Origin of the sequence: Azospirillum sp. A23, from assembly GCF_042938965.1 — a bacterium.
GTDB lineage: Bacteria > Pseudomonadota > Alphaproteobacteria > Azospirillales > Azospirillaceae > Azospirillum > Azospirillum melinis.
On the sequence record NZ_CP170666.1, the window covers coordinates 107,054 to 132,916 of the forward strand.

Genomic DNA, 25,863 nt, shown 5'->3' on the forward strand with positions numbered 1-25,863 from the left:
GGCAGGTCGTCAAGGTACGATGAAAGGCAACGAACTCTTCAACCTTCAGGAGCTGCTGTCGCGGCAGAAGCTGCTGATCTGCTTCAGCGGCCCTTTCAGCCACAGCGTCATCGAAGAGCTGGGCAAGGCGGTCCGCAACCATCTGGAAAATGAGCGGATCGAAAAGTCGGCGATCATGGACGTCTTCTCCGTCTATGTGGAGCAGGCGCAGAATGTCCGCAACTACACGGCATCGCGGGAAGCGCTGGGCCGGCCGATCCCGGCCAACAGCGGCATCGTGGTGATCGGCAAGGAGGACGACCATTACGTCGTCAGCTCCGGCAATCTGGTGGAGGCGGACGACGTCCCCGGCCTGTCGGCGATGCTGGAGAAGCTGCGCGGCCTGGACAAGGCCGGCCTGAAGGCGGTCTACAAGGAACAGTCGCGCAAGCCGCGCGAGGCGGGCGCCAGCGGCGCCGGGCTGGGCCTGATCGACATGGCGCGCAAGGCCACCCGGCCGCTGGAATATTCGTTGCGCGCGGTGGATGACACCTATTTCTTCTTCAGCCTTGAAGTGCAGCTATAAGAAATCACGGAATACACATAATGGACAGTTTGCGGATCGAGGCAACCTCCTGCTCTCCCCTGATCGATTTCGATCCGGCGGCCGGGCTGCTGCGCATCGAAGGCGAATCCTATCCGGAGAACTCCTTCGATTTCTACGCGCCGGTGTTCAACTGGCTGGAGGATTATCTGAAGGCCCCTGCCCCGGCGGTGGTGCTGGACATCGGGCTGAGCTACCTCAACACCAGCAGCATCAAATGCATGATCGACGTGCTGGAGATGCTGGACGGCTCGCACCAGAAGGGTCAGACGGTGTCGGTGCGCTGGCATTACGACAGCGACAACGACCGCGCGCTCGACATGGCGGAGGAGTTCGCCGAAGACGTGTCGCTGCCGTTCGAAATTCTGGCCCATTGACGGCACACTGAACATCCGGGATGACGATGCGGTCGCAGGAACAGGAACTGCGTCAGTGGGTTCAGCGGCTGGCCGAGGATCCGGCCAATGCCGGCAACCCGCTGCTGGCGGAATTCCAGACGCTGGCGGAGCGGCACGGCAAGCTTTTGCGCCAGTTCCGCAAGATCGCCAAGATCAGTGACCGTCTCCAGACCGAGACCAAGGAGATGGCGCGCCAGCAGCGGCAGTTCGTGCTGATGGTCAGCCACGAATTCCGCACGCCGCTGGCGATCATCGACAGCGCCTCGCAGATGCTGGAGCTGGAGCCGAAGCTGCCGGTTTCGGCGATGCCGCGGGTCGGCAAGATCCGCAACGCGGTCCAGCGGATGCTGCACCTGATCGAACGCTGCCTGACCAACGACCGGCTGGGCACCGCGGCGGCGCGGCCGGTGGCCTTCGACCTTGCGGCGATGCTGACCGCGCTGGCGGGCGAGATGGCAGGGACCGCCACCGCCCACCGGTTCGAACTGCACGGCCTCGACCGTCCGGTGCCGATTCCCGGCGACCGCGACCTTTTGGCCGTTGTGTTTTCCAACCTGATGGAAAACGCTGTCAAGTACTCGCCGAACGGGGGCACGATCCGCCTCGACCTCTCGGTCGGCGACGGCGCTGCCGGCAGCCCCTGTGGAGGCCCTGGCGGTCAGGTCACGGTACGGATCACGGACCAGGGGATCGGCGTCAACGCAGCCGACGCGGCGCGGCTGTTCGACAAGTATTTCCGTGCGTCCAATGCGGCGGGGACGACCGGGGCCGGGCTTGGCCTCCACCTTGCCCGCTGCATCGTGGATACCCACGGCGGCGGCATCTCGGTGGCGAGCGAGCCGGGCCAGGGCTCGGCCTTCACCGTCCGGTTGCCGATCGCACGGGCAACGACGCCCACGGCGGCTCCGGCTGCAGCTTCGGCGGCGGTTCCGGTACCGGAGACCTCGCCATGACAGGGGATGCCGACTCCGAGGTCGGCAATTCCGGCGGCACGACGGTAACGGGCTTGCCCAGGCGCTGGGCCTTGCGGCGGGGAACGATGGGCATGATGCTGCAGGAACAGAAGCTTCAGGATTGGGTCGCCCGTCTCGCGGCGAACGAGGATTATGCCGGCCATCCGCTGATGCAGGAGTTCCGCGCGCTCGCCAACGATCACATGAAGCTGATGCGGCAGCTGACCAAGATCGCCAAGATCAGCGACCGCATGCAGACAGACACCCGCCAGATGGCGCGCACGCTGCACGCCGCATCGCAGACCGACCCGCTGACCGATCTGCCGAACCGCCGCCAGATGATCGAGCGGCTGGAGGCGGAACTGTGCGGCATCAGCCGCAATGGCGGCGGCTTTGCCCTGATCATGCTGGACATCGACCATTTCAAGAACGTGAACGACGCCTTCGGCCATGCCGCAGGCGACCATGTGCTGGTGGAGACCGCCGGCCTGCTGCGCCGGAACCTGCGCCTGCATGACCTGTGCGCCCGTTGGGGCGGAGAGGAATTCCTGATCCTGTTGCCCGGCAGCGATCAGATCCAGGCCGAAACGGTCGCGGAAAAGCTGCGGCAGCTCATCGCCCACCATCCGTTCGTCCATCAGGACAGCAGCATCACGGTGACGCTGAGCCTTGGCGTTGCATCCTATCGCCAGGGGCAGACCGCCGACGCCTGCATCCAGGCGGCCGACGACGCGCTCTACATCGCCAAGCGCGCCGGACGCAACCGCTGGGCGGCCGCCGCCTAACTCGAAGACGGTGCCGCTTCGGCAACCGGTACCGGTGCGGCACCGATGTTCAGCTCCTCCAGTTGCGCCAGCGCCCCGGCCATGCCGGTGGCGACCAGATTGGCGTCGGTCTCGGCGCTGGCCCGCTCCGGCACCTCGGATTCCGGGTGGGCGCTCCACAGACAGAGCAGGATCGGCACGCGCGGGCCGAAATGCATCCGCAGACGGCGCATCATCCGCCGGCAATGGCCCAGCGCCGACGGGTTGAGCGAGGACAGCACCACCGCGTCCACTCCCGCGGTGCCGAGGCTGGCGATGGCGCGGGTCGACGCCTTCTCGCAGGGCACGACGTCGGCATGGATGCCGCGGGCAGCCAGCAGATAGGCCAGAAGCCCGGCGGCCGACTCGTCCAGATTGTTGCGGGCCCCGACGCAGAGCACGCGCGGCGCGGCGTCGCCGGGGACGGTCGTGTCCGCCAGCTCGTCCAGCAGACCAGCCATGCCCTCCGCCACCGCCTGCCGGCCCTCCGGGTTCAGGGTGCCGCGCTGTCGGTCCTGTTCGGCCAGCGATAGCACGGGCAGCAGAAGGCCATCTGCCAGTTCGACGGGGGTCGATTTACCGAGCCGCTCCTCGGCGATCTCCGTCGCCTCCGTGGGATCGCGGGCCAGAAGGCGCTGGTAGATCTTCGCCTCGTCGGGCAGGACGGGGCGGTCGCCCAGCATCACCTCCAGGAAATGCAGCTGCGGCACATGGCGGCCGAGAACCACGAGGCAGACGGTCAGCGGCGTCGCCAGCAAGAGGCCGATCGGCCCCCACAGCGTCGTCCACACCACCGCCGCGACGATGATGGCGAGCGAGGACAGGCCGGTCGCCGATCCGTAGAGCCAGGGCTCCACCACATTGTTGGAGAACAGCTCCACCGCCACGAACAGGGCGATGCACAGCAGCGGCAGGGTCCAGCCGGAGTCGACCGCGAAGGACAGCATGATGGGAAAGGCCGAGGCGATCACCGGACCCAGGAACGGGATGAAGCGCAGCACCGTCGCCAGCAGCCCCCACAGCAGCGGGTTCGGCACGCCGAGCAGCCAGAGCCCGATGCCGATGGGCAGCCCATAGGTCACGTTCACCACCACCTGCATCAGTAGATAGCGGCTGACCCGCTCGCCGGCGTCGTTCATCGCCTCCGTCGTACGGCTGAGGTCGCCGGAACCCACCAGCCGGATCATGCGGTCGCGCAGATCCTCCCGCTGCAACAGCATGAAGATTGTGAAGACCAGCACCATGCCGGCGGTGGCGATCGGCGTCATTGCCGGGCCGAGCACCCGGCCGACCAAATCGAAGACCCCGGTGTCGGACTGGTCGATGCGCACCGGAACCGGTTCGCGGTGCGTCGGCGTGCCAGCCTGCGGCGCCGGACCGGTGCCGGGCAGCTGATTGGCGGGCGCAGCGCCGGCAGTGGCGCGCTCGATCTCCTGCTGCAGGTCGCGGAAGGCGTCCGTTGCCTGCTTCAAGGCGCCGCGGTCACCGGTCGAGGCGGTGACGCTGCGCAGGGACTCGATCTTCGTATGGATGTTGCGCTGGTAGGTCGGCAGATTGTCGGCCAGATCGCCCAGCTGGCTGCCCACCACGGCACCGAAGCCGGTGATGCCGAGGAACAGCAGCGCAACCACCGCCAGAACCGACGGCACGCGGCCGAGACGCCAGCGCTCCAGCCGGGTGACGATGGGCGTCAGCACGAAGGCGAGCAGCACCGCCAGCGCGATGGGCATCAGGATGTCCGCCGCCAGATACAGCGTCACCACGATCAGCGTGATGATCAGCAGGATCGTCTGGGTGGAGACGGGAGGAGCGGCCTTCGTCACCGCGATGGGGCGTGCCTGTAGTCGGCGAGCGGTGTCCTCGGCCATGATCGTCGGGCTTTCCGGAAGGGAGAATGCCCGACATGAACACCGGCCGCGCCGGCACGTTCCCTCGCCTGCCCCGTCACGGCGGCGAGGGCCGCCAAACTCTGATTGGGCCCGTCAGGGAAGCGGCTGCTGCTGGGTGATGCAGTGGATGCCGCCGCCGCCGCGGACGATGTCGAGTGCTGCGATCTGCACCACCTCGCGGTCGGGGAAGGCCTTGCGGACGACGCGGAACGCCTCGTCGTCGGCCGGATCCTCGAAGGCCGGCATGACGATGCCGCCGTTGGCGATGTAGAGGTTGGTGTAGGACAGGGTCAGGCGCACGCCGTTCAGGTCGCGGCGGGCGGGCTGCTGGATGGTGATGACCTCCAGTTCGCGGCCCTTCGCGTCGCGGGCGCGCTTCAACCGGTCGAGATTGTCCTGGAAGATCTTGAAATTGGGGTCGCCGGGATCGTCGGTGGTGATCGCCATCACCACGCCGGGACGCACGAACAGCGCGATCTCGTCGATGTGGCCGTCGGTCTCGTCATCCTGATAGCCCTGCCCCAGCCAGATCACCGTCTCGACGCCGAGATGGTTCTTCAGCTGCTGCTCGATCTCCTCACGCGACAGGCCGGGATTGCGGTTGGGATTCAGCAGGCACTGTTCGGTGGTGATCAGCGTCCCCTCCCCGTCGACATGGAAGGAACCGCCCTCCATCACCAGCGGGGCGGAAATGCAGGGAAGCTTGAGATGGTCGAGAATCAGGCGGCCGACCTGCTGGTCCTTGTCGCTGCCTTCGTAATTGCCGCCCCAGGCGTTGAAGCCCCAATGGACACCGGCCAGCCCGCCCTTGCCGTCGATGACGAAGCTGGGGCCGGTGTCGCGAATCCAGGAATCGCTGATCGGCAGCGGCAGGATCTGGATGCCGGGGCCGCAGGCGAGCGAGGCTTCCGCCACGTCCGCCGGGTCGCACACCATCGTCACCGGCTCGAAGCGGGAGATGGCCTGGGCGACCTCGGCATAGGCGTCGCACGCGGCGTCGAAGGCGCCCTCCGGCCAGGTTTCCGGCCGGCAAGGCCACGCCATCCAGCATCCGCTGTGGCTGGCCCATTCGCCGGGCATGCGGAAGCCTTGACCCGTCCCTTCACCCGTCGGCATCGGGGCGTTCGGTGTCGTCATGCGTCGATCCCTCTACCCTTTTTCAAAATCCTCTGCCCTTCGCGGCCGCAACACCGGAACAACGGTCGGCGGGCCGCAAGGGACCGGGACATTTTTCATCCCCATCCACCCTAACCACGGGAGCGCGCCTTTGGCAATCGCGTCCGCCGCAGCGGGTGCTTGGCCTGATGGCAGAGGGGCGTCTTGCAGAGGGGCCTTGCGGCGAAGGGATTTTAAAAAGACGCGGAAGGACGTCGCGTCGGCATGCCGGGAAAGGGAACCGGCATGAGGTCCGGCTAGAGGCCGGACGGCGGGCGCAGGGCGCGGCGGGCGGTGACCGAACGATTGGTCGCATAGGCAGTGGAAACGGGACTGAAAAATCCAAGTCTCAACAAGGGGAACCACAGGAGCGCGCGCATGGCACGACCTCTTTCGCTGTTGACGATGACATCAACATAGCAAAAGAAACGGGCAATTGCCATCCGCGGCGGCAGAGGTCTGCTGCGCGCGGATGGGTAGGTCTGCGGAACGCTTCAAAAAAGCCGGTCAGCCGCTCCGGATCAGCCGTTCTGGATCGCCATCTGCTCGTCGCGTTTGCGCTGCCGTTCCTGGCGGGCCATGACGATGCTGGCGACGAAGATGCCGGTCGCCACCACCAGAACCATCAGCGTTGCCAGCGCGTTGATCTGCGGGCTGATGCCGAACTTCACGCTGGAGAAGATCACCATCGGCAGCGTCGTCGATCCGGGGCCGGAGACGAAGCTCGCCACCACCACGTCGTCCAGCGACAGGGTGAAGGCCAGCAGCCAGCCGGCGACCAGCGCCGGGGCGATCAGCGGCAGGGTGATGACGAAGAACACCTTGGCCGGGCGGGCGCCCAGATCCATCGCCGCCTCTTCCAGGCTGCCGTCCATGCCGGCCAGCCGCGACTGGATGACCACGGCGACATAGGACATGGTGAAGGTGGTGTGGGCGATGGTGATGGTGGTGACGCCGCGCCCGTCGGGCCAGCCCAGCCATTGCTCCATCGCCACGAACAGCAGCAGCAGCGACAGGCCGGTGATGACCTCCGGCATGACCAGCGGCGCGGTGATCATGCCGCCGAACAGGGTGCGGCCGCGGAACCGCCCGAAGCGGGTCAGCGCCAGCCCGGCGCAGGTGCCCAGCAGCACCGACAGCGTCGCGGACACCGCCGCCACCTGGAAGGACAGGAAGGCCGCATCCAGCAGGGCGTCGTTGTGGAGCAGCTCGGCATACCATTTGGTCGAAAAGCCGCTCCACACCGTCACCAGCCGCGACTCGTTGAAGCTGAAGACGACCAGCAGCGCGATGGGGACATAGAGGAAGGCATAGCCGAACAGCAGCGCCCAGGACAGGAACCCGAACCGTTTCATTGCCCGGCCTCCGCCTGTTTGCCCTGCACATGCTGGAAGATCATGATCGGCACCACCAGGACCAGAAGCAGCGCTATGGCGACGGCCGACGCCACCGGCCAGTCACGGTTGGCGAAGAACTCGTTCCACAGCACGCGGCCGATCATCAGCGTGTCGGGGCCGCCCAGCAGTTCCGGCGTCACGAACTCGCCCACCGCCGGGATGAAGACCAGCAGCGAGCCGGCAATGATGCCGGGCAGCGACAGCGGCAGCGTGATCGACAGGAAGGACTTGAAGGGACGGGAGCCGAGGTCGGCCGCCGCCTCCAGCAGGCTGGGGTCCATCTTCTCCAGAGTCGAATAGAGCGGCAGGACCATGAAGGGCAGATAGCAGTAGGTCATGCCGATATAGACGGCCCAGTCGGAATAGAGGATCTCCACCGGCCCGCTGGTGATGCCCACCCATTCCAGCAGGTTGCTGATCACGCCGTTGCCCTTGAGGATGCCGATCCAGGCATAGATGCGGATCAGGAAGCTGGTCCAGAAGGGCAGGATCACCAGCATCATCAGCGGCCCGCGCCGGGCCGGATCGGCCTTGGCGATGGCATAGGCCATGGGATAGCCGATGGCGAGGCACATCAGCGTGGTCACCGCCGCGATGCGCAGCGAATTCAGGTAGGCGAGGATGTAGAGGTCGTCCCCACCCAGCCGGAAATAGTTGCTGATGTTCAGCAGGATCTGCAGCTTGGAGGTGCCGGCGTCCTCGTCGGTCAACCATTCCACCAGCGACGAATAGGGCGGCTGGGCGATGATTGATTCGGAGAAGCTGATGCCGAAGACGATCAGGAAGGGCACCATGAAGAACAGCAGCAGCCACAGATAGGGGATGGCGACGACCACGCCGCGGCCCCACAGCCCGATCCGGCTGAGCCCGGAAACGAGGACGGAGACGACCGTCCTCATTGGGTCAGCACCACGCCGGCGAAGGGACGCCAGGTCAGGGTCACCTCGTCCTCCCAGGTGATCGGCATCTCGGTGCGGCGGGTGACGTTCGGGGCGGTGACGCGCACCGTCTTTCCGGTCGGCAGCTGCACCAGATAGATCGACACGTCGCCGAGATAGGCGATCTCGCGCACGATGCCGGTCGTTTGGTTGCGGCCGTCCCCACCCGCCAGCGGCTCCTTCGACAGGGCGATCTTCTCCGGCCGGATGGCGACGGAGACGGGCGAGCCGGCCGGCGCCGGGGTGGCGTGGGCGATCAGCAGCTCGCAGCCGGCCTCCTCCGACGCGACCAGAACCTGATCGCCTTCGGTCGAGACGACGCGGCCGTCGAACATGTTGATCGAGCCGATGAACTCCGCCACGAACCGGTTGTGCGGGTATTCGTAAATCTCGGTCGGCGTGCCGACCTGCGCGATGACGCCATGATTCATCACGGCGATGCGCGAGGACATGGTCATCGCCTCTTCCTGGTCGTGGGTCACGACGATGAAGGTGACGCCCAGCTTTTCCTGAATGTTGACCAGTTCGAACTGTGTGCGCTCACGCAGTTTCTTGTCGAGCGCGCCCAGCGGCTCGTCCAGCAGCAGCAGCTTCGGCCGCTTGACCAGCGAGCGGGCGAGCGCCACGCGCTGGCGCTGGCCGCCGGACAGCTGGTGCGGGCGGCGCTTGCCGAAGGCCGAGAGCTGGACCATCCCCAGCATCTCCGTCACGCGGTCGCGGATCTCCGCCTTCGCCACCCCGTCCTGTTTCAGGCCGAAGGCGACGTTCTGCTCCACCGTCATGTGCGGGAACAGGGCGTAGGACTGGAACATCATGTTGACCGGCCGCTCATAGGGCGGAATGCCGGCCATATCGACTCCGTCGATGTAGATCTTGCCTTCGGTCGGCTGTTCGAACCCCGCCAGCATGCGCAGCAGCGTCGTCTTGCCGGAGCCGGAGCCGCCGAGCAGGGCGAAGAACTCGTTCCGGTAGATCGACAGGCTGACCTCGTCCACGGCGACGAAATCGCCGAAGGTCTTGGTCACCTTCTCGATGCGGACATAGGGAGTCTGGCCCGCGTCCTGCCACGGTTCCAGGCGGGTGGGCTTGCGAATCGGCTGACCGGCCATCCGGTTTCCTCTTTCATGACAACGCCCCGGCCGCTCCCCATCGCTGGGGATCGGCCGGGGCGGGTCAGCGCCATGGCGGCGCTTCTCAGGGGGTCCGGCTTACTTGCCGGTCTTGACCTTGGTCCACACGCGGGTGCGGGCGCGGTCGGTGGCCTGCTTGATCTGCTTCAGCGAGAACAGCTTCAGCTTGCTGTCGGCCGGCAGGAAGATGCCGGGGTTCGACTTGATGTCGTCGGCGACCGTCGCCAGCGAGGCCGGCACCGCGTTGGCGTAGCTGACCTTGTTGGAGATGTTGGCCATGTTGGCCGGGTCGAGCACGAAGTTGATGTACTCGTACGCACCGTCCTTGTTCGGCGCGTCGGCCGGAACCGCCAGCGTGTCCCACCAGACCTGCACGCCTTCCTTCGGCGTGATGTATTCGACCTTGGCGCTCTTGGCCTCGGCGGCGCGGGCGGCGCCCTGGATGGCGTCGCCGTTGTAGGCCATCACGACGCAGGCGTCGCCGCCGGCGAGGATGTTGATGTTCTCACCCGTGACGAAGCGCTTGATGTAGGGACGGACCGCCATCAGCGTCTTCTCGACCTTGTCCAGATCCTCCTTCTTCTCGGAGTTCGGGTCGAGGCCGAGATAGTTCAGCACCGACGGGATGACGTCGATGGCCGAATCCATCACGGTGATGCCGCAGGCCGCGACCTTCTTCGCCACCTCCGGCTTGAAGATCAGGTCCCAGCTGTCGAGCGCCACGTCGGGGGCGACGGCCTTGATCTTTTCCGGGATGATCGCGATGCCGACGGTGCCGCCGAGATAGGGCACGGCGTACTTGTTGCCGGGATCGGAATTCTCCAGCAGCTTCAGGACCTTCGGGTCGAGGTTCTTGTAGTTGGGGATCTTCGACTTGTCGAGCGGGCCCACCACCTTGGCCTGGATCAGGCGGGACAGGGTCGGCTCCGCGGTCGGCACGATCACGTCATAGCCGGACTTTCCGACGAGCACCTTCTGCTCCAGCAGTTCCAGGCTGTCGTACAGGTCGACCTTCGTCTCAGCGCCCGTGGCCTTGGTGAAGTCGGCGAGGGTCGTTTCACCCAGATAATCGTTCCAGATGTAGATGTTGACCGGCTTCTTGGCCTGGGCCATCGCCGGGCCGGCGATGGCGATCGCCGCGACCGCGCCGATGAGGCTGAGAGCGATTTTTTTCATGATTTGCCCCGACCTGTTCGTGTGTGTTGCGGGCACCGCCACATCCCAACGGCTGGCCCGGCTCGCGGGCGCTATTGCACCCACGCCCGGGCATGTTGTCAACGGTTTGGGTCGTGGTCGGAGGCTGGTTTGCGGGACTGGTTTGCAGGCGGCGGCCATCTCCACGAAGCCATGCGCAATCAATCGTCTACACACCGAATGTCGCAGCGGGCCGGTCGGGGCGAAGACCCGGCTCCAACGCTGCGAATCGCTGCCGGGGAGTCGCCGCCGGGCAGCGGCGCAGCTACCCATCCGGGCCTTGGGGCTGACGAATGGCGACCGGCCGCGACCCCAGGGGTTCCGGGGAACCCGCAAGGGAGTGTCGCGGCCGGCAAAGGAAACCCTTTCCCCAGATAACGGCCTGCCGGCCGGCACCCGGGTCGCCCGTCTTTAAAATTGCGTGCCCTGGTATTCATGCTCGCGAATATGTCGTCAGTTATACCCACCATTCCTTTCCGGTCAATCCCCGAATCGTGTCATTCCATTTTCAAATTGAAAGATACTGTGACGAAACTCGTCGTCATATCATGGTACTCAATGGCATGCACGACAGTCGTGTGCCAAGGATATTGATGCAATGCAAAAGAAGGCGGCGCGACTATTGTCACGACGCCTTCCTGTTTTGCTGCCCGGACTCTGGTTTGGTTTACGATGCCTTAACTCTGTGCCGTCAGCACCACGCCCAGCACCACCAGCAGCGTGCCGATCAGGCGGGTCAGGCTGACCGTCTCCCCCAGCAGCAGCATGCCGAGCGCCAGCGTGACCAGGAAGCCCAGCCCGACGAAGGGATAGGCCATGGAAACGTCGACCTTCGCCAGGACCGCCAGCCACACCACCATGCCCAGCCCGTAGCAGGCCAGACCGGTCAGAATGTGCGGCGTGGCGACCACCGACAGGGCGATCCGCCCGGCTTCCCCCTGCGCCAGCGCGGTCGACACTGCGGGGCTCGACATGCCGATCTTCAAGGAAATCTGCGCGATGGCCGACAGGGTGACGCTCAGCAGGATCAGTCCGACGACGGCGATGGGCATGACGACTCCGGAAGGATGACGGAAGGATAGGGAGCGGCGGCTCAGGCCCGGCCAGGAGGCTTCATGCCCGGCCGAGGATCAGCGCAACACCGCAGACCAGCCCGATGGCGATGCTCCACTTGTCGCGGGCGGCGAACACCACCGGGTCGTCATGCATCAGCCCGCGGTGGGTTTGCAGCCACACCCGTCCGATCCAGAAGAGCAGCAGCGGGCAGATGATCCACAGCGCCTGCGGCTGGTCATAGACGCGCCCGACCTCCGGGCTGTTGATGTAGAGCGCCATCACCAGAACCGAGAGGAAGCCGGCCGATACGCCGATGGATTGCAGGACCGGCATGTCGGCGGTCACATAGCCCCTGCCCTCCGCCTGCCCCAGCCCGAGCTTCAGCATGCTGTCCATTTCGGAATAGCGCTTCACCATGGCGAGGCTGAGGAACAGGAACATCGAGAAGGCGAGCAGCCAGAAGGACGGGACGATGGCCGTCGCCGTGGCACCGCCCAGCACCCGCAGCGAATAGAGCCCGGCCAGCAGCATCACGTCCCAGATCACCCGGTTTTTGGCGAACAGGTTGTAGAACAGCGACGAGGCGGCATAGGTCGCCAGCGCCGCCAGGAACAGCGGCGGCAGCGCCACCAGCGACAGGACGAGGCTGGCCAGCAGCAGGCCGGGGATCAGCGACAGGCCGAGGTCGAGCGGCAGGTCGCCGGCTGCGAAGGGACGGCGGCGCTTGCGCGGGTGGCGGCGGTCGGCCGGCAGGTCCAGCAGGTCGTTCAGCACATAGATGCTCGACGCGCACAGCCCGAAGGCGAAGAAGGCGGCAATGGCCTGGAGGGTCGGCCCCACCTCCCCCAGCTTCTGGCCGGCCACCAGCGGCACGAAGACCAGCAGGTTCTTCAGCCACTGGTGCAGGCGCAGCGCCTTCAGGATCAGCAGCAGGCGCGGCCGGCGTGGGGTGGCGATGGTCTCCAGCGGGCACAGCGTGGCGGCGTGGCGAACCACCCCGGCGGCGGCGTCCACCGCGATGCCGCGGCGGGCGGCGCGCCAGACGGCATAATCGGCCTCGTCGTTGCCCATGTAATCGAAGATGCCGGACGGCACCTGCGCCCGGATCGCTTCAAGCTTGCGCTCGCCCTTCAGGTTCAGGCCATCGCTGCTGGACAGCACCTGATCGAACAGGCCGAGATGACGGGCGATGGCGTCGGCATAGCGGTGGTGGGCTGCGGTCGCCAGCACCAGCCGCCGGCCGCGCTTGCGCTCCTCCTCCAGCCGTTGCAGGACGGCGGGGTTGTAGATCAGGCCGGCCGGGTCGATCTCCACCCGGCGGGCCAACTCCGCCTTCAGTCGCGCCTTGCCGCCGGCCAGCCAGACCGGCACCAGCAGCGCCGCCCAGGGCTGCGCCTTGATCAGGCCGAACAGCGATTCATAGAGGAGGTCGGTCCTGAGCAGCGTGCCGTCGAGATCGACGAACAGCGGCGGCTCCTCGGTGACCGGGGGCGGGACCGGCGTTTCGGCGGCGGCACGCGGGAGGGCGACGACGGACGGCGCAGCCTCCTCCGCCGGCGGGGCATGGCCGCGCCCGGCCGTTCCCAGGTCGCCCCAGAGGGCCGCGGCGGCACGGTCGTGCCGGCCGGCCAGCACCGGGATCAGGCCCAGCAGCATCAGGGTGGCGAAGAACAGGTAGGATTGCAGCACGTTCAGCGGGGTGTCGGCCAGCGTGTTGACCGGCCAGAACAGGACGTTGCCGGCCAGGAAATAGGCCACGGCCAGCAGCGTGACCGCCCCGGCCGGACGCCGCAGCCCGGGCTCCAGCAGGATCAGGAAGGCGAGCGCGAAGGCCGGCAGCAGGATGCCGTAATGGTGCACCCAGGCGACCGGCGAACCGACGGTGAAGCAGATGCCGGCGACGACGAAGGCCAGGATCCGCTCGGCCCCGCGGTCGCGCCGCCGCCACAGCAGGCCGAAGCCGACGAAGGCGAGACCGGAAACCTGCGTGGCGATATGGACCGCCGGGTGATAGGGGGCGAAGGCCTCCGCCGACCACTCCAGATTGTTGCCGTTGTGCAGCAGGCGGTTGACCAGCCCGTTGACGGTCTGGTTGACGTGATAGCTCTCGCCGTGGCGGCCGATGAACAGCAGGACGTCGAGGTAATCGATCATCGGCGCAAAGCCGTAGAACAGGGTCGCCAGCGCCACGCCCGGCACCACGACCGCCGCCCATCCCACCGCCATCCGCCAGTCGCCGCGGAGCGCCGCCCAGGCGAGGAACAGCGACATCTGCGGCTTCATCAGGGTCGATGCGCCGAGCAGGGCTCCGCACAGCACCCGCCGGTCGCGCAAGAGGGCGATGCAGGCGAAGACGAAGGCGGCGTTCAGCCAGACCTGCACCTGCCCCAGCGAGAAGGCCTTCAGCACCGGATAGAAGCACAGGGTGGCGACGAAGCCGAAGCCGCCCAGCAGCACCTGGGTCAGCCGGTCGTCCCGCGCCCCGGGCAGGCGCAGCCGCGCCGCCATCTCCAGCACCAGGATCGCCATGCCCGCCGCGGTCGCCAGCACGAACAGCAGGTTGAGCCGCTCGAACGCCACGAGGTTCAGCACCCCCAGCGCCTTCATCGCCTCCAGCGGCAGCAGCGAGGTCACCGGATACTGGAACTTGATGTGCTGCTTGAAGAACACCCCGTCATAGACATTCTCGCCCGGCCGTTCATGCAGCCAGTCGAGTGCGGCGATCATCGGGTCCCAACTGTCGACCGGGATCAGGTCGGGGTTCTCCAGCACGAACAGGTTCTGGATGTCGGTCAGGTTGCTGGCATGGCCGCCGCGGTGCAGCGCCAGCCCCAGCAGCCCGGTCGTCAGCACGATGAACAGCGACGCCAGGATGATGCTGCGCTGAACCCAGCCAACGCTTCGCAGGCCTGTTCGAAGGGACGGGATCGCAGGTTGCATGCTCATGCTTGGCCATCCATCGGTTGCCCATCACTTTTGTCGCGACACTGCCCCGGCTCCGGCTCATCCGCTCGGGCGGGGCAATCGGCCAGGGCAATCGAAGGCGTGCCGCGGCGGCAGAAACGCCATGTCCGCGGAAGCTACGGCTCCGTGCCTTGACTATTTTCAAAGGAGATAACAAAGTGCAGCGACGCCCAACCGGCGCCAAACCGCCGCATGGCGACCGCATCTCTCCTGCCTCTCCTCACAGGGTCGAAAATACACTGTGGTTTTGCTTTGAAAGTCTTCGATTACGTGTGCCGCCGGCCATAAAGGGATGAACGACGACCTTGCGTTTTTAAGCGCGTCCGCCAAAATCGGGCTGCACGGTGGTGGCAGAGCACCGCGCCCGGCGACCGGCCGGCGAGGGGGATCGCACCACTCGGGGTAGAATGGGCGGTGGAGGGCGCGGACGGGACGGGCTTTCGGACCGAACTTTCGAATTTCCGGGGCCGGACGGCACACGAATGGCGAGTCCGCCGGTGCGACCCGCTACGGAGCGGACGGACATCGGCGAGCAGGAGCGGCGCAGGAACAGGGAACCAAAAACGTAAAAGGGCTGCCGGCGGATGTCCCCGCCGGCAGCCCCTCAGTTCGTTACCCTAGAGTACAATCAGACGTTCAGCAGCAGGTTTTCCCGCTCCCACGAGCTGATGACCCGGTTGTAGGCCTCGTACTCCGTCTGCTTCACGCAGGTGACGGCGTCGATGAAGCGTTCGCCGAGGATTTCCTTCAGCGGTTTGCAGGCGTTGAACTTGGTCAGCGCCTCGGACTGGTGGCGCGGCAGGGTGAAGGCGAGGCGGTAGGCGGAGCCCTTGATCGGGTCGTTCGGCTCCAGCCCCTGGGTCATGCCGACATAGCCGCAGGCGAGCGACGCGGCGATGGCGAGATAGGGGTTGGCGTCGGCGCCGGCCACCCGGTTCTCGACCCGGCGGGCGTCGGGCTGCGAGACGGGAACGCGCAGGCCGGTGGTACGGTTGTCACGGCCCCAATGCACGTTGATCGGCGCATCGGAGTTCGGCACCAGCCGGCGGTAGCTGTTGACGTTGGGCGCCAGCAGCGGCATCACATAGGGCAGGTATTTCTGCAACCCGGCGATGTGCGCCATGAACAGGTCGCTGTCGGTGCCGTCGGGATTGCTGAACAGGTTGCGGCCGTTGACGGTATCGACCACCGACTGGTGGATGTGCATGGCGCTGCCGGGTTCGCCCTGCATCGGCTTCGCCATGAAGGTGGCGTAGATCTGGTGGCGGATCGCCGCCTCGCGCGCCGTGCGCTTGAACAGGAAGGCCTGGTCGGCCAGTTCCAGCGCGTCGCCATGGTTGAAGTTGATCTCGATCTGGGCGGCGCCGGCCTCGTGGGTCAGCGTGTCGATGTCGATGTCCTGCTTCTCGCAGAAATCATAGACCGCCTCGAAGATCGGATCGAACTCATTGACGGCGTCGATGCCGAAGGCCTGCCGGCCGCTTTCCATCCGGCCGTTGCGCCCGACCGGCGGCACCAGCGGGTAATCGGGGTCCTTGTTGACCTGGACCAGGAAGAATTCCAGCTCCGGCGCCACCAGCGGCTTCCAGCCGCGCTCCTCGTAGAGCGACAGCACGCGCTTCAGCACATGGCGGGGCGACACGTCGACCGGCCGGCCGTCGGCATAGACGCAGTCGGTGATGACCTGGGCCGTCGGCTCGGTGTACCAGGGGACGAAGCGGATCGTCCGTTCGTCCGGGATCATGTAGATGTCGGAATTCTCGTCCGAGGTGATGTCCTCGTCGTCGGGGAATTCACCGGTCACGGTCTGGACGAAGATCGCCTCGGGCAGGCGCAGGCCGCGGTCGCGCAGGATGCGGAGGAATTTTTCGGCGGGAACGATCTTTCCCCGCGCGATGCCCGACATGTCGGGCACAAGACATTCGACTTCGGTAATGCGGTTCTTCTTGATGAAGTCTTCCATAAAACCCATGGGTATGGCGGACCGCTCCGGACTATGGGCAGCCCCCTCCGTGCTGTGGACGACAGCGACACTATGACGCCGTTCCGGCGGAACGCGCCAGAGGGTTCCGCATGACGGTTCGGTGAAATATCCGCCTTTCCGTTGACCTCCCCCGTCGGCTCGGACTTAACTGCGGCCATGCCGAAAGCCTCCTACCTGAACAGCTGGTACGCGGCCTCCGCCGCTCGCCCTCCCGACCGCCCGGCCCTGGAGGGAGAGGCCGCCTGCGACGTCTGCATCGTCGGCGGCGGCTACACCGGCCTGACCGCGGCGCTGGAACTGGCGGAGCGCGGCTTCGACGTCGTTCTGCTGGAGGCGGAAAGTTGCGGCTGGGGCGCCTCGGGCCGCAACGGCGGACAGATCATCACCGGCTACAACAAGCCGATGGCGACCATCGAGGGCTGGGTCGGCAAAGAGGATGCCCGCCGCCTGTGGGAGTTCGGCGAGGAGGCGAAGGCCCAGCTCGCCGGGCGGGTGGAGCGCCACGCCATCGCCTGCGACCTGACCTGGGGCTTCGCCTATGCCGCGCTGAAGCCGCGCCACATGCAGGACGTGGCAGCGCTGGAACACGAGATGCGCGACGGGTACGGCTATGACCGGGTGCAACGGCTGGACCGCGCCGGCATCCGCACCCATGTCGGCAGCGACGCCTATATCGGCGGCCTGCTGGACGAGGGCAGCGGCCATCTGCACCCGCTGAACTACGCGCTGGGCCTCGCCCGCGCCGCCGATGCCGCCAGGGTTCGCATCTTCGAGAACAGCCGCGTGCTGGCCATGGACAGCGGGGCGAAGCCCTGGGTCCGCACCGAACGCGGACGGGTGACGGCCAGGCACCTGATCCTCGCCGGCAACGCCTATCTCGGCGGGCTGGCCCCGGCGCTCGACCGCACCATCATGCCGGTCGCGACCTACATGATCGCCACCGAACCGCTGGGCGAGGAGCGGGCGCGGACCCTGCTGCCGACGAACATCGCGGTGTCGGACATGAAATTCTCGCTGGATTACTTCCGCCGCTCCGCCGATCACAGGCTGCTGTTCGGCGGCGGCGTCAGCTATTCGGGCGTCGATGGGCCGGGGCTGAAGCAGGCGATGCGGATGAAGATGCTGGCGATCTATCCGGATCTGAAGGACGCCCGCGTCGATTATTTCTGGGGCGGGCGTGTCGCCATCACCATGAACCGCATGCCGCATCTGGGCCGGCTATCGCCCACCACGCTCTATGCCCACGGCTATTCCGGCCATGGCGTGGCGCTGGCCGGCATGGCCGGGCGGCTGATGGCGGAGACGGTGAGCGGCACCGCCGGTCGCTTCGACGTGTTCGCCCGCGTCCCCCACACCCCCTTCCCCGGCGGACGGCGCTTCCGCACCCCGGCGCTGGTCCTCGCAATGATGTGGTTCCGTCTGCGCGATCTGCTGTAGGCTGGGGAAGCAATCCATGCCCTCCCCCCATCCACCTCCTTCCCCCGCCGAGTATCGCCCCCACCGATGACCGACATCTCCAGCAGCGACGAGACTCCCCCCTCTTCGGATGCCGCACCGGGCAAGGACGCCGCCCCAGACGCTGCCATCGCCGAGAAGGCGGCGCAGGAGAATGTCCTGGTCCAGCCGATGCGGGACACGCATTTCGATTTCCAGCACAAGGTCTTCAGCCTGCCCGGCGCCTTCTTCTGCCAGGATCCGAACAGCAAGGATCCCGTGCTGAACATGCTGTTGGGCGATCTGAAGGTGGCGCTGGCCTTCCCCACCCTGATGGAGTCCTTCCAGATCGAGGACGGCACCCACGACGCCCGCCTGCTGGAGGTCATCGAACAGGGGCTGGCCTTCGTGAAGCAGATCCGGCCGGGCGAGGAAATTCCCGGCGAGCTGCTGGACGGCCGCGCTTCCTGGTCGGTGGAGGACAAGCACCGCATCGCAGCCAAGGGGCGGCTGACCATGCAGATCGTCTCCTCCTTCACCGGCAACGAGATCATCGTTTCCGACCAGTCGCAGCTGGAACAGCTGCTGGACGATCCGCAGACGCACGAGAAGATGAAGGCGGCCTTCGCCAAGATCGCCGAGCGGCTGAAGCTGACCAACAATCCCGAACAGTATTTGACCGACCGCATCGACGATCTGGCGCAGGAACTGTCCTACATCGAGGCGCTGCGCGACCGCTTCCGGCACATCCGCCGCATCGAGCAGGCGATGGGCAAGCTCGCCACCATCTACCGCACCGACCGCACCTTCTGCAGCGAGCTGAACCGGATGCAGGGGCTGATCCGCAAGCCGGTGCGCGAATACGACATGATCTTCGATCAGGCCGACGCCCAGACCGGCGACATCGTCGGCGCGCTGCGCAACTTCCACCCCACCATCCAATTCATCCGCAAGATCCGCGACGATTTGCGCGCCAAGCTGCTGGAGTGGGAAGACCTGCTGCGCGGCTGGGACGACATCTCGATGGAGCGCTCGCCCAAGGTGGAAGCGTTGCAGAAGCAGACCTACCGGTTCCTGGCGAGCCGCTACATCGAGACGACGGTGTGGAAGCGGGGAGGATGAGCGCGGACGGCCTCCGCCGACCCTCCTCCTTTACGCCACCCCTCGAAGCTCCTCCGCCCGGCTCAGATCCACGCTGACCAGCTGCGACACGCCGCGTTCCACCATCGTCACGCCGAACAGACGGTCGACCCGCGCCATGGTCAGGCGGTGGTGGGTGATGATCAGGAAGCGGGTGTCGCCCTGCCGCGCGATGTCCTCCACCAGATCGCAGAAGCGGCCGACATTCGCCTCGTCCAGCGGGGCGTCGACCTCGTCCAGCACGCAGATCGGCGCCGGGTTCGACCGGAAGACGGCGAACAGCAGCGACAGCGCCGTCAGCGCCTGCTCGCCGCCCGACAGCAGCGAGAGCACCTGCAACTTCTTGCCCGGCGGGCTGGCGTAAATCTCCAGCCCGGCATTCAGCGGATCTTCGGCGTTGACCAGCTCCAGATAGGCCTTGCCGCCGCCGAACAGGCGGGTGAACAGCTCCTGGAAGTCGCGGTTGACCACGTCGAAGCTGGCGACCAGACGCTCGCGCGCCTCGCGGTTCAGGCTGGAGATGCCCTGGCGCAGGCGGGCGATGGCGGCGGTCAGATCCTCGCGCTCGCCGTTCAGGCCGCCGATCTGGGCGTCCAGCTCCTCCGCCTCGATCTCGGCGCGCAAATTGACCGGCCCCATGTTCTCGCGCTCGCGCGTCAGCTTGTCGAGCCGCGCTTCCACCGCACCCGCATCAGGCATCGGTTCGGCGGGGTCGAGGTCGGCGGCGGCGCGGGTGTCCTCCGGCCGGCAGTCCAGCCGTTCGGCGATGCGCTCCGTCAGGGTGCGTTCCTGCTGGTGCGCCGCGGACACCGCGGCTTCAGCGCGGGCGCGCGCCTCGCGCCCATCGGCCAACGCCGCTTCGGCATCGTGCAGCGCCTGTTCGGTCCCGGCCAGCCGGGATTCGGCCTCGGCCAGCGCGTCGGCGGCGCGCTTGCGGTCACGCTCGGCCAGGGCGATGCGGTCGAGAAGCTCCTGGCGCTCCGCCGCGATCTCGGCCGGGCGGCCGGCCAGCAGGGCGATCTCGCCCTCCGCCTCCGCCGCGCGCTGGCGCAGCTCGGCGACGCGGCCTCCGGCCCCGGCGGAGCGGGTGTCCCAGGACGCGGTTTCCGACTGGATGGCGGCAAGGCGCTGGCGCCGGGCCTGGGCCTCGCGGGTCAGCCGGTCCAGCGCGCTCTGCCGCTCGGCCAGGACGGCGCGGCGCTCGGCCAGGGCGGTGCGCCGGTCGTTGACCTGCTCCCGCCCTTCGCGCGGGTCGGGCAGCTGCTCCAGCAGTTCCAGCACCTCGTCGCGGCGGGCGGCGGCCTCGCCCTCCTCGGCGGCGAGCCGCTCCACCGCCTCCGCCAGCGCGGCGAGGCGGGTGGATGCGGCGTCGGCCTCGCGCGCCAGCTTGGCATGGCGGTCGCGGGCGGCGTTCAGCGCGGCGAAGCCGTCGCGCACGGCGTCGCGGGCGCGGCGGTCGGCCTGGGCCGCTTCCTCGACCGTCCGCTTGGCGGCGTCCAGCGCCTCGCGCGCCAGCTCGACCTGTTCCTCGGCAAGCTCCAGCTCGCCGCGCAGTTCGGCCAGCCGGTTGCGCTGCTTCAGGCGGATGGCGGCGGCAGTCGGGGCGCCGGCCTGCACGGTCAGCCCGTCCCAGCGCCACGCCCCGCCGTCGCGGCTGACCAGCACCTGTCCGGGCGCCAGCATCGCCGCCAGGGCCGCCCCCTGGGCGGCGTCGGCGACCACCGCGATATGGGCGAGCGCGCGGCCGGCGGCAGGCGGGCCCTGCACATGGTTCGACAGCGGCTCGGCGCCGGCCGGCAGCGGCGCTGCGGCCTCATAGGCGGGAAGCATGCGCCAATGCACCGGCGCCGCCGTGTCCAGCGGCGCGGTCAGCGCATCGCCGAGCGCGGCGGCCAGCGCCCCCTCATAGCCGGGCGATACCGTCACCGCATCGACCAGCGGCGGGAACTGCCCGCCGGCACCGGCCTCCAGCAGTTCAGCCAGCGCGCGTTCCTCGGCGCGCAGCCGGGCGCGGGCACTGTCGGCGGCGGACAGCGTCTCCCGCGCACGGGACTGGGCCGGTTCGGCCTCCGCCTTCGCCAGTTCGGCGGCTTCGGCGGCGTCGCGGGCCTGCTCCAGCCGCTGTTCCGCCAGTTCGACCGCCAGTTCGGCCTCCGACAGGTCGGCGCGGGCGGCGATCTCCGCCTCCAGCGCCGCGCGCTGGGCCTGCTGCTCGGCCAGCCGTTTGGCGAGGCCGGCGGCGCGGGTCTCCAGCTCGGCGGCCTGACGCTGGGTGGCTGCGCGGCGGGCCTCGTCGGTGGCAACCGCTTCGGTCAGCCGGGTCAGCTCGCGGTCGAGCGCGTCGACCTGCTCGCGCGCTTCGGCCAAAGCCTCCCCGGCGGCTTCCTCCAGCATCTCCTCGTCGGCCTGCGCCTCGATCAGGCGGTCGCGCTCGGCCATCAGCCGGGCCAGCGCCTCGCCTGCATCGGCGGCCAGCGCCTCCTCGCGGCCGAGGTCGCCGGCGATCTGGCGCAGCCGCGCCTCCAGCGCGCGCTGCTGGTCGGCGACGCGCTTCTCCTCGGCGTCCAGCTGTTCGCGGGCGATCACCAGCCGTTGCAGGGCGGAGGCGGCCCGCGCCTCGTCCTGGCGCTTCTCGGGCAGGCCGGCGGCGGCCTCGGTCCGACGCGCGGCCAGCTGGTTGACGGCCAGCATGCGGTCGCGCACCTCGGCCTCGGCGGCTGCGAAGGCGGCATGGGCGCGGGCGCGCTCCTCCTGGGCGGCAAGCCAGCGCAAATGCCACAGCACCGCCTCCGCCTTGCGGATCTGGTCGGACAGGTTGCGGTAGCGGGCAGCCTGCCGCGCCTGCTTCTTCAGGCTTTGCAGCTGGGTGTCCATCGCCCCGATCACGTCGTCGAGGCGGGTCAGGTTGGTCTCCGCCGCCTTCAACCGCAGCTCGGCCTCATGCCGGCGGGAATGCAGGCCGGTGATGCCGGCGGCCTCCTCCAGCAGGGCGCGGCGGTCCTGCGGCTTGGCGGAGATGATCTGCGCCACCTTGCCCTGGCTGACCAGCGCCGGCGAAGCGGCGCCCGACGCATTGTCGGCGAACAGCAGCTGGACGTCGCGCGCCCGCACCAGCTTGCCGTTGATGCGGTAGTCGGAGCCGGACCCGCGCTCGATCCGGCGGGTGATCTCCAGCTCGTCATGTTCGTTGAAACCGGCGGGCGCCGTGCGCGACCGGTTGTCGACCGCCAGCGTCACCTCGCCCAGATTGCGCGCCGGCCGGCTGGAGGTGCCGCCGAAGATGACGTCGTCCATGTCGTCGCCGCGCATGCGCTTGGCCGAGGTCTCGCCCATCACCCAGCGCAGCGCCTCCACCAGATTGGATTTGCCGCAGCCGTTGGGACCGACGATGCCGGTCATGCCGGGTTCGATGACCAGATCGGTGGCATCGACGAAAGACTTGAAGCCCGACAGGCGGAGACGCGTGAACTGCACTGGGAAAGAACCTTCGGTGTACCGGGGAGTGCGGGCACTGCAAAACTGTCGCCCGCCCCCCGACCCTCCGGCACCAAAAGTCCGGGAAGGATCAGGGGGCGGGTATCACTGACAAGGACCTTGAAGACAGGCTTACTTCAGCAGCTTGTCGATCGCCTTGGAGAACTCCTCGAACGACTGGGCGCCTTCGATGCGGGCCTTGCCGTCGTTGAGGATGAAGGTCGGGGTCGCTTCGACCTTGTACTGGTTCTGGCCAGTCAGGCGGCTGCCCAGGATGGCGTCGGCCAATTCCTTGTTGGCGAGGCAGGCGTCGATGGTCTCCTGGCTCATGCCGGCCAGCTTGCCGTACTGGCCCAGCGCCTTCGCCGGATCGGAGGCGCGGCTCCAGGTCGCCTGGCTCTTGAACAGCACGTCGGTCAGCGGGTAGTAGCGCTCGGCCGGCGCGCAGTGGGCCAGCATGCTGGCGCTGAGCGCCGCCTGATCGAAGGGGAAGTCGCGGAAGATCAGCTTCACCTTGCCGGTGTCGATGTAGGCTTCCTTGATCTTCGGCAGGATGTCGGTGTGGAAGTGGGCGCAGTGCGGGCAGGTCATCGACGAATAGTCGAGGATCGTCACCGGCGCCTTCGGATCGCCCATGACGCGGTCGGCCATCAGCTCCGACACCGGCGGCAGGGTGGCGGCGGCCTCTGCTGCCGACGGCGCCGCGGTCATGGCGGTGCCGAACGCGGCGGTGAAGCCGATGGCCAGAAGCCCGGCCAGCCCGAAATACCTGCGTCCCAGAATTTTGCGGTTCACTTTGCCCTCGTTCCTACCAGATGTTGACGTATAGACAATGACGCAACCATGCGTCCAGCAAGGCGGCTAGCGCGCCGCCCGCTTCGGCCGGGCCATCAGCGAACGGCCGAAGCGCTCCAGCGTGGCGCGCAGTTCCTCGTCCTCGATGGTCGCCGTGGTGGTGGTGATGCCGATCTCCTCGTCCATCGTCAGGGCGCGCGGGCGCACCACGGGCGACGGCGTGGACGGCAGGGCCGCATGGATCAGCTTGATCTTCGCCACCGCGCGATAGCCGAAGAAGCTGTTGATGCGCTCGATGATCTGCGGCTCCAGATGCTGCAACTCCAGCGCGATGGCACCCATGGCGCGGATGTGCAGGGTCGCCTCCTCCCGCTTGCCACGGGGGAAGCTGAGCTTGTCGGGGGCGGTGCGCAGCGACAGCTGCTGGCCGACGATGGACGGCCAGTCGGTGATCAGCGCGCCGAAGGCAAGCCCGCGCTTGCCCAGCACCTTGCCGGCGACCTCCGGAACGGATTGGCCGATGCGACGCGGTCCGCTCATGCTCTGCGATCACTCCTGTGCGGCCCCGGCCTTGGCGACCGGTTCCGGGTCATGTGGGTTGGCGGCACCCTAGCGCAAGCGTGGGCCGATGCCCAGCGCCCGGCCGGGGATTGACCGGGCACTTGGCCGTGCACTTGGCCGGGCACCTGCCCACTCCCTTCCCCAGACGCTCCGAACCCTCTATTTCTTCCCATCATGATTCCAGATTCCATCGAGGCCGCCCGGCGGCTGCTGTCCTGGTACGACCGCCACCGCCGCGACCTGCCCTGGCGCGCCAAGCCGGGGGAGACAGCCGATCCCTACCGGGTCTGGCTGTCGGAGATCATGCTGCAGCAGACGACCGTCCCCGCCGCGGCCCCCTATTTCCGCAACTTCACCGAACGCTGGCCGACCGTGCGCGATCTGGCGGACTCGCCGCTGGACGATCTGCTGGTCGCCTGGGCCGGGCTCGGCTACTACGCGCGGGCGCGCAACCTGCACAAATGCGCCCGCGTGGTGGTGGACCGTCATGGCGGGCGGTTCCCGGGCGACGAGGCGGCATTGCTGGAGCTTCCGGGGATCGGCGCCTACACCGCCGCCGCCATCACAGCCATCGCCTTCGACCGCAAGGCGACCGTGGTTGACGGCAATGTCGAGCGGGTGATCGCCCGCATCTTCGCGGTGGAGGAACCGCTGCCCAATGCCAAGCCGACGCTCCGCCGGCTGGCCGCCACCCTGACGCCGGACTTCCGGCCCGGCGACTATGCCCAGGCGATGATGGATCTGGGCGCCACCATCTGCACGCCGCGCAAGCCGAAATGCATGCTGTGCCCATGGGCCGATCATTGCGAGGCGCGCGCCGCCGGCATCGCCGAAACCTTGCCGCGCAAGGTCGCCAAGGCGGAGAAGCCGACCCGGCGCGGCGTCGCCTATTGGCTGCTGAACCCCGACGGCGCCGTCCTGCTGCGCCGCCGGGCGGAGGAAGGGCTGCTGGGCGGGATGGCGGAGGTGCCCTCGACCTCCTGGGGACCGGAGCTGCCCGGCGAGGCGGCGGTGGCGGCGCAGCAGCCCCTGCCCGCCCGCTGGCGCCGGCTGCCCGGTCTGGTCCGCCATACATTCACCCATTTTCACCTGGAGCTTGAGGTGGTCGTGGGCCAAGCCGGTGCCGACTGGCGGCTGGCCGACGGCAACTGGGTGCCGGTGGACCGGCTGGGCGATCACGCCCTGCCGTCGGTGATGGTGAAGGTGGTGCGCCACGCCCTCTCGCATGCCTGATCGGGGCGCGATAAGGCGCGCATAGGATGGAGTGCCGATGGAAATGCCGCGTGCCGTGATCGCCCTTCTGGTGGCCCTGCTCGGCCTGTGCGGAGCGGCGCTGGCCGCCCCGCCCGGCGGGACGGATGGGAAGGCGGGGGTGGCGCTGGTTCTGGCGCTCGACGGATCGGCCTCGATCACCACCGGCGATCTGGAGTTCCAGTTGCAGGGCCATGCCGCGGCCTTCCGCGATCCGGCGGTGGCCGACGCGCTGGCCTCCGCCGGGGCACAAGTGACGCTGGCGGCCTATTCCGGGCCGAACAGCCTGCGCGTGCTGATCCCCTGGACCGCACTGACCAAGCCGGAGGATGCCGGCCGCTTCGCCGACCGCATCGACGCCCTGCCCCGCGGCTTCCAGGGCGACTCGACCGCCATCGGCAGCGCCATCGTCGAGGCGGCGAAACTGTTCGACCGGGGAGGCAAGGCGCCGCGTCAGGTGATCGATCTGGTGTCCAACGGCTTTTCCAATGCCGGGATCGAACCGGCCGACGCGCGCGACCGGGTGACGAAGCGCGGAATCACCGTCAACGGCCTCGCCATCCTCGACGAATTCCCCTGGCTGGAGGAGTATTTCGAGGAGTCCGTGATCGGCGGACCGGGCAGCTTCGTGAAGAGCGCCCTGGACAAGGACAGCTTCGTCGCGGCATTGCGGCAGAAACTGATCCTTGAAATGGTCGCCCTGCCGGATCACATGCCGAACCAAAGCGCCGCCACCCCATAGGCGGCCGATAAGAATTTGAGGA

Annotated in this window: 20 protein-coding genes; 8 read left to right on the forward strand and 12 right to left on the reverse strand. The window is 67.6% G+C overall.

Translation table 11 applies throughout. The features are described from left to right. The first annotated feature begins 19 nt into the window (after window positions 1-19). The 4 genes from ABNQ40_RS09595 to ABNQ40_RS09610 are packed head-to-tail and all read left to right on the forward strand — an operon-like array spanning window position 20 to window position 2,719. Window positions 20-565, forward strand: coding sequence for a SiaB family protein kinase (locus tag ABNQ40_RS09595; RefSeq protein ID WP_109047716.1), 546 nt, complete (start codon window positions 20-22; stop codon window positions 563-565). 20 nt (window positions 566-585) lie between these two features. Further along, window positions 586-960 (forward strand): biofilm regulation phosphoprotein SiaC, encoded by a 375-nt coding sequence (siaC, locus tag ABNQ40_RS09600; RefSeq protein WP_109047715.1) that lies wholly within the window; start codon window positions 586-588, stop codon window positions 958-960. Between the two features lie 20 nt (window positions 961-980). Continuing rightward, window positions 981-1,934 carry a sensor histidine kinase KdpD gene (locus ABNQ40_RS09605; RefSeq protein WP_109047714.1) on the forward strand — a complete coding sequence of 318 codons (954 nt, stop codon included), beginning with the start codon at window positions 981-983 and terminating at the stop codon, window positions 1,932-1,934. Then, the gene (locus ABNQ40_RS09610) at window positions 1,931-2,719 is read left to right on the forward strand and encodes a diguanylate cyclase (RefSeq protein WP_109047713.1); all 789 of its coding nucleotides are present in this window, start codon (window positions 1,931-1,933) and stop codon (window positions 2,717-2,719) included. The genes ABNQ40_RS09605 and ABNQ40_RS09610 overlap by 4 nt, the downstream gene beginning before the upstream one ends. Here the strand turns inward: ABNQ40_RS09610 and ABNQ40_RS09615 are convergent. The 9 genes from ABNQ40_RS09615 to ABNQ40_RS09655 form a co-directional block, all read right to left on the reverse strand. Next, window positions 2,716-4,605: an AI-2E family transporter gene (locus ABNQ40_RS09615; RefSeq protein WP_109047712.1), complete on the reverse strand. Its 1,890-nt coding sequence runs from the start codon at window positions 4,603-4,605 to the stop codon at window positions 2,716-2,718. The genes ABNQ40_RS09610 and ABNQ40_RS09615 overlap by 4 nt on opposite strands. Before the next feature lie 114 nt (window positions 4,606-4,719). Next, a complete protein-coding gene (locus ABNQ40_RS09620) occupies window positions 4,720-5,763 on the reverse strand; it encodes an agmatine/peptidylarginine deiminase (protein ID WP_109047711.1) in 1,044 nt (347 codons plus the stop codon). A gap of 539 nt (window positions 5,764-6,302) precedes the next feature. After that, complete coding sequence (locus tag ABNQ40_RS09625) at window positions 6,303-7,136, reverse strand: ABC transporter permease subunit (protein ID WP_098738030.1); 834 nt, start codon at window positions 7,134-7,136, stop codon at window positions 6,303-6,305. Next, a complete protein-coding gene (locus ABNQ40_RS09630) occupies window positions 7,133-8,077 on the reverse strand; it encodes an ABC transporter permease subunit (protein WP_109047709.1) in 945 nt (314 codons plus the stop codon). Before ABNQ40_RS09630 ends, ABNQ40_RS09625 begins: the two co-directional genes overlap by 4 nt. Next, window positions 8,074-9,225 (reverse strand): ABC transporter ATP-binding protein, encoded by a 1,152-nt coding sequence (locus tag ABNQ40_RS09635; protein WP_109047708.1) that lies wholly within the window; start codon window positions 9,223-9,225, stop codon window positions 8,074-8,076. The genes ABNQ40_RS09630 and ABNQ40_RS09635 overlap by 4 nt, the downstream gene beginning before the upstream one ends. Window positions 9,226-9,324: 99 nt before the next feature. Then, complete coding sequence (locus ABNQ40_RS09640; protein WP_109047707.1) at window positions 9,325-10,422, reverse strand: extracellular solute-binding protein; 1,098 nt, start codon at window positions 10,420-10,422, stop codon at window positions 9,325-9,327. A 695-nt stretch (window positions 10,423-11,117) separates the two neighbouring features. Continuing rightward, a complete protein-coding gene (locus ABNQ40_RS09645) occupies window positions 11,118-11,492 on the reverse strand; it encodes an EamA family transporter (RefSeq protein WP_109047706.1) in 375 nt (124 codons plus the stop codon). Between the two features lie 61 nt (window positions 11,493-11,553). Then, window positions 11,554-14,442, reverse strand: a complete 2,889-nt coding sequence (locus ABNQ40_RS09650; RefSeq protein ID WP_109047705.1) for a UbiA family prenyltransferase — start codon at window positions 14,440-14,442, stop codon at window positions 11,554-11,556. A 646-nt stretch (window positions 14,443-15,088) separates the two neighbouring features. Beyond that, window positions 15,089-16,432 carry a glutamine synthetase family protein gene (locus ABNQ40_RS09655; protein ID WP_109047704.1) on the reverse strand — a complete coding sequence of 448 codons (1,344 nt, stop codon included), beginning with the start codon at window positions 16,430-16,432 and terminating at the stop codon, window positions 15,089-15,091. Between the two features lie 168 nt (window positions 16,433-16,600). Here ABNQ40_RS09655 and ABNQ40_RS09660 point away from each other — a divergent pair, with 168 nt between their 5' ends. Further along, window positions 16,601-17,881: an FAD-binding oxidoreductase gene (locus tag ABNQ40_RS09660; RefSeq protein WP_109047703.1), complete on the forward strand. Its 1,281-nt coding sequence runs from the start codon at window positions 16,601-16,603 to the stop codon at window positions 17,879-17,881. A gap of 66 nt (window positions 17,882-17,947) precedes the next feature. Next, on the forward strand, window positions 17,948-19,000 hold the full coding sequence (locus tag ABNQ40_RS09665; protein WP_109047702.1) for a hypothetical protein: 1,053 nt from the start codon (window positions 17,948-17,950) through the stop codon (window positions 18,998-19,000). 30 nt (window positions 19,001-19,030) lie between these two features. Here the strand turns inward: ABNQ40_RS09665 and smc are convergent, their stop codons facing one another. From smc to ABNQ40_RS09680, 3 genes are all read right to left on the reverse strand, one after another. Beyond that, complete coding sequence (gene smc / locus ABNQ40_RS09670; protein ID WP_109047701.1) at window positions 19,031-22,492, reverse strand: chromosome segregation protein SMC; 3,462 nt, start codon at window positions 22,490-22,492, stop codon at window positions 19,031-19,033. A gap of 132 nt (window positions 22,493-22,624) precedes the next feature. Beyond that, a complete protein-coding gene (locus ABNQ40_RS09675) occupies window positions 22,625-23,287 on the reverse strand; it encodes a DsbA family protein (RefSeq protein ID WP_391346324.1) in 663 nt (220 codons plus the stop codon). Window positions 23,288-23,353: 66 nt separating this feature from the next. Then, window positions 23,354-23,827, reverse strand: a complete 474-nt coding sequence (locus tag ABNQ40_RS09680; protein ID WP_109047699.1) for a DUF721 domain-containing protein — start codon at window positions 23,825-23,827, stop codon at window positions 23,354-23,356. A gap of 195 nt (window positions 23,828-24,022) precedes the next feature. Between ABNQ40_RS09680 and mutY the strand changes: the two genes are divergently transcribed. Both mutY and ABNQ40_RS09690 read left to right on the forward strand, forming a co-directional pair. Further along, window positions 24,023-25,081 (forward strand): A/G-specific adenine glycosylase, encoded by a 1,059-nt coding sequence (mutY, locus tag ABNQ40_RS09685; RefSeq protein WP_391346328.1) that lies wholly within the window; start codon window positions 24,023-24,025, stop codon window positions 25,079-25,081. Window positions 25,082-25,118: 37 nt separating this feature from the next. Further along, complete coding sequence (locus tag ABNQ40_RS09690; protein ID WP_391346330.1) at window positions 25,119-25,841, forward strand: DUF1194 domain-containing protein; 723 nt, start codon at window positions 25,119-25,121, stop codon at window positions 25,839-25,841. Window positions 25,842-25,863: the final 22 nt, after the last annotated feature.

Bases quoted from the DNA above. Each gene is read 5' to 3' on its own strand.
- ABNQ40_RS09595 (WP_109047716.1), top strand. From the start codon at position 20: ATGAAAGGCAACGAACTCTTCAACCTTCAGGAGCTGCTGTCGCGGCAG.
- siaC (WP_109047715.1), top strand. From the start codon at position 586: ATGGACAGTTTGCGGATCGAGGCAACCTCCTGCTCTCCCCTGATCGAT.
- ABNQ40_RS09605 (WP_109047714.1), top strand. From the start codon at position 981: ATGACGATGCGGTCGCAGGAACAGGAACTGCGTCAGTGGGTTCAGCGG.
- ABNQ40_RS09610 (WP_109047713.1), top strand. From the start codon at position 1,931: ATGACAGGGGATGCCGACTCCGAGGTCGGCAATTCCGGCGGCACGACG.
- ABNQ40_RS09615 (WP_109047712.1), bottom strand. From the start codon at position 4,605: ATGGCCGAGGACACCGCTCGCCGACTACAGGCACGCCCCATCGCGGTG.
- ABNQ40_RS09620 (WP_109047711.1), bottom strand. From the start codon at position 5,763: ATGACGACACCGAACGCCCCGATGCCGACGGGTGAAGGGACGGGTCAA.
- ABNQ40_RS09625 (WP_098738030.1), bottom strand. From the start codon at position 7,136: ATGAAACGGTTCGGGTTCCTGTCCTGGGCGCTGCTGTTCGGCTATGCC.
- ABNQ40_RS09630 (WP_109047709.1), bottom strand. From the start codon at position 8,077: ATGAGGACGGTCGTCTCCGTCCTCGTTTCCGGGCTCAGCCGGATCGGG.
- ABNQ40_RS09635 (WP_109047708.1), bottom strand. From the start codon at position 9,225: ATGGCCGGTCAGCCGATTCGCAAGCCCACCCGCCTGGAACCGTGGCAG.
- ABNQ40_RS09640 (WP_109047707.1), bottom strand. From the start codon at position 10,422: ATGAAAAAAATCGCTCTCAGCCTCATCGGCGCGGTCGCGGCGATCGCC.
- ABNQ40_RS09645 (WP_109047706.1), bottom strand. From the start codon at position 11,492: ATGCCCATCGCCGTCGTCGGACTGATCCTGCTGAGCGTCACCCTGTCG.
- ABNQ40_RS09650 (WP_109047705.1), bottom strand. From the start codon at position 14,442: ATGAGCATGCAACCTGCGATCCCGTCCCTTCGAACAGGCCTGCGAAGC.
- ABNQ40_RS09655 (WP_109047704.1), bottom strand. From the start codon at position 16,432: ATGGGTTTTATGGAAGACTTCATCAAGAAGAACCGCATTACCGAAGTC.
- ABNQ40_RS09660 (WP_109047703.1), top strand. From the start codon at position 16,601: ATGCCGAAAGCCTCCTACCTGAACAGCTGGTACGCGGCCTCCGCCGCT.
- ABNQ40_RS09665 (WP_109047702.1), top strand. From the start codon at position 17,948: ATGACCGACATCTCCAGCAGCGACGAGACTCCCCCCTCTTCGGATGCC.
- ABNQ40_RS09680 (WP_109047699.1), bottom strand. From the start codon at position 23,827: ATGAGCGGACCGCGTCGCATCGGCCAATCCGTTCCGGAGGTCGCCGGC.
- mutY (WP_391346328.1), top strand. From the start codon at position 24,023: ATGATTCCAGATTCCATCGAGGCCGCCCGGCGGCTGCTGTCCTGGTAC.
- ABNQ40_RS09690 (WP_391346330.1), top strand. From the start codon at position 25,119: ATGGAAATGCCGCGTGCCGTGATCGCCCTTCTGGTGGCCCTGCTCGGC.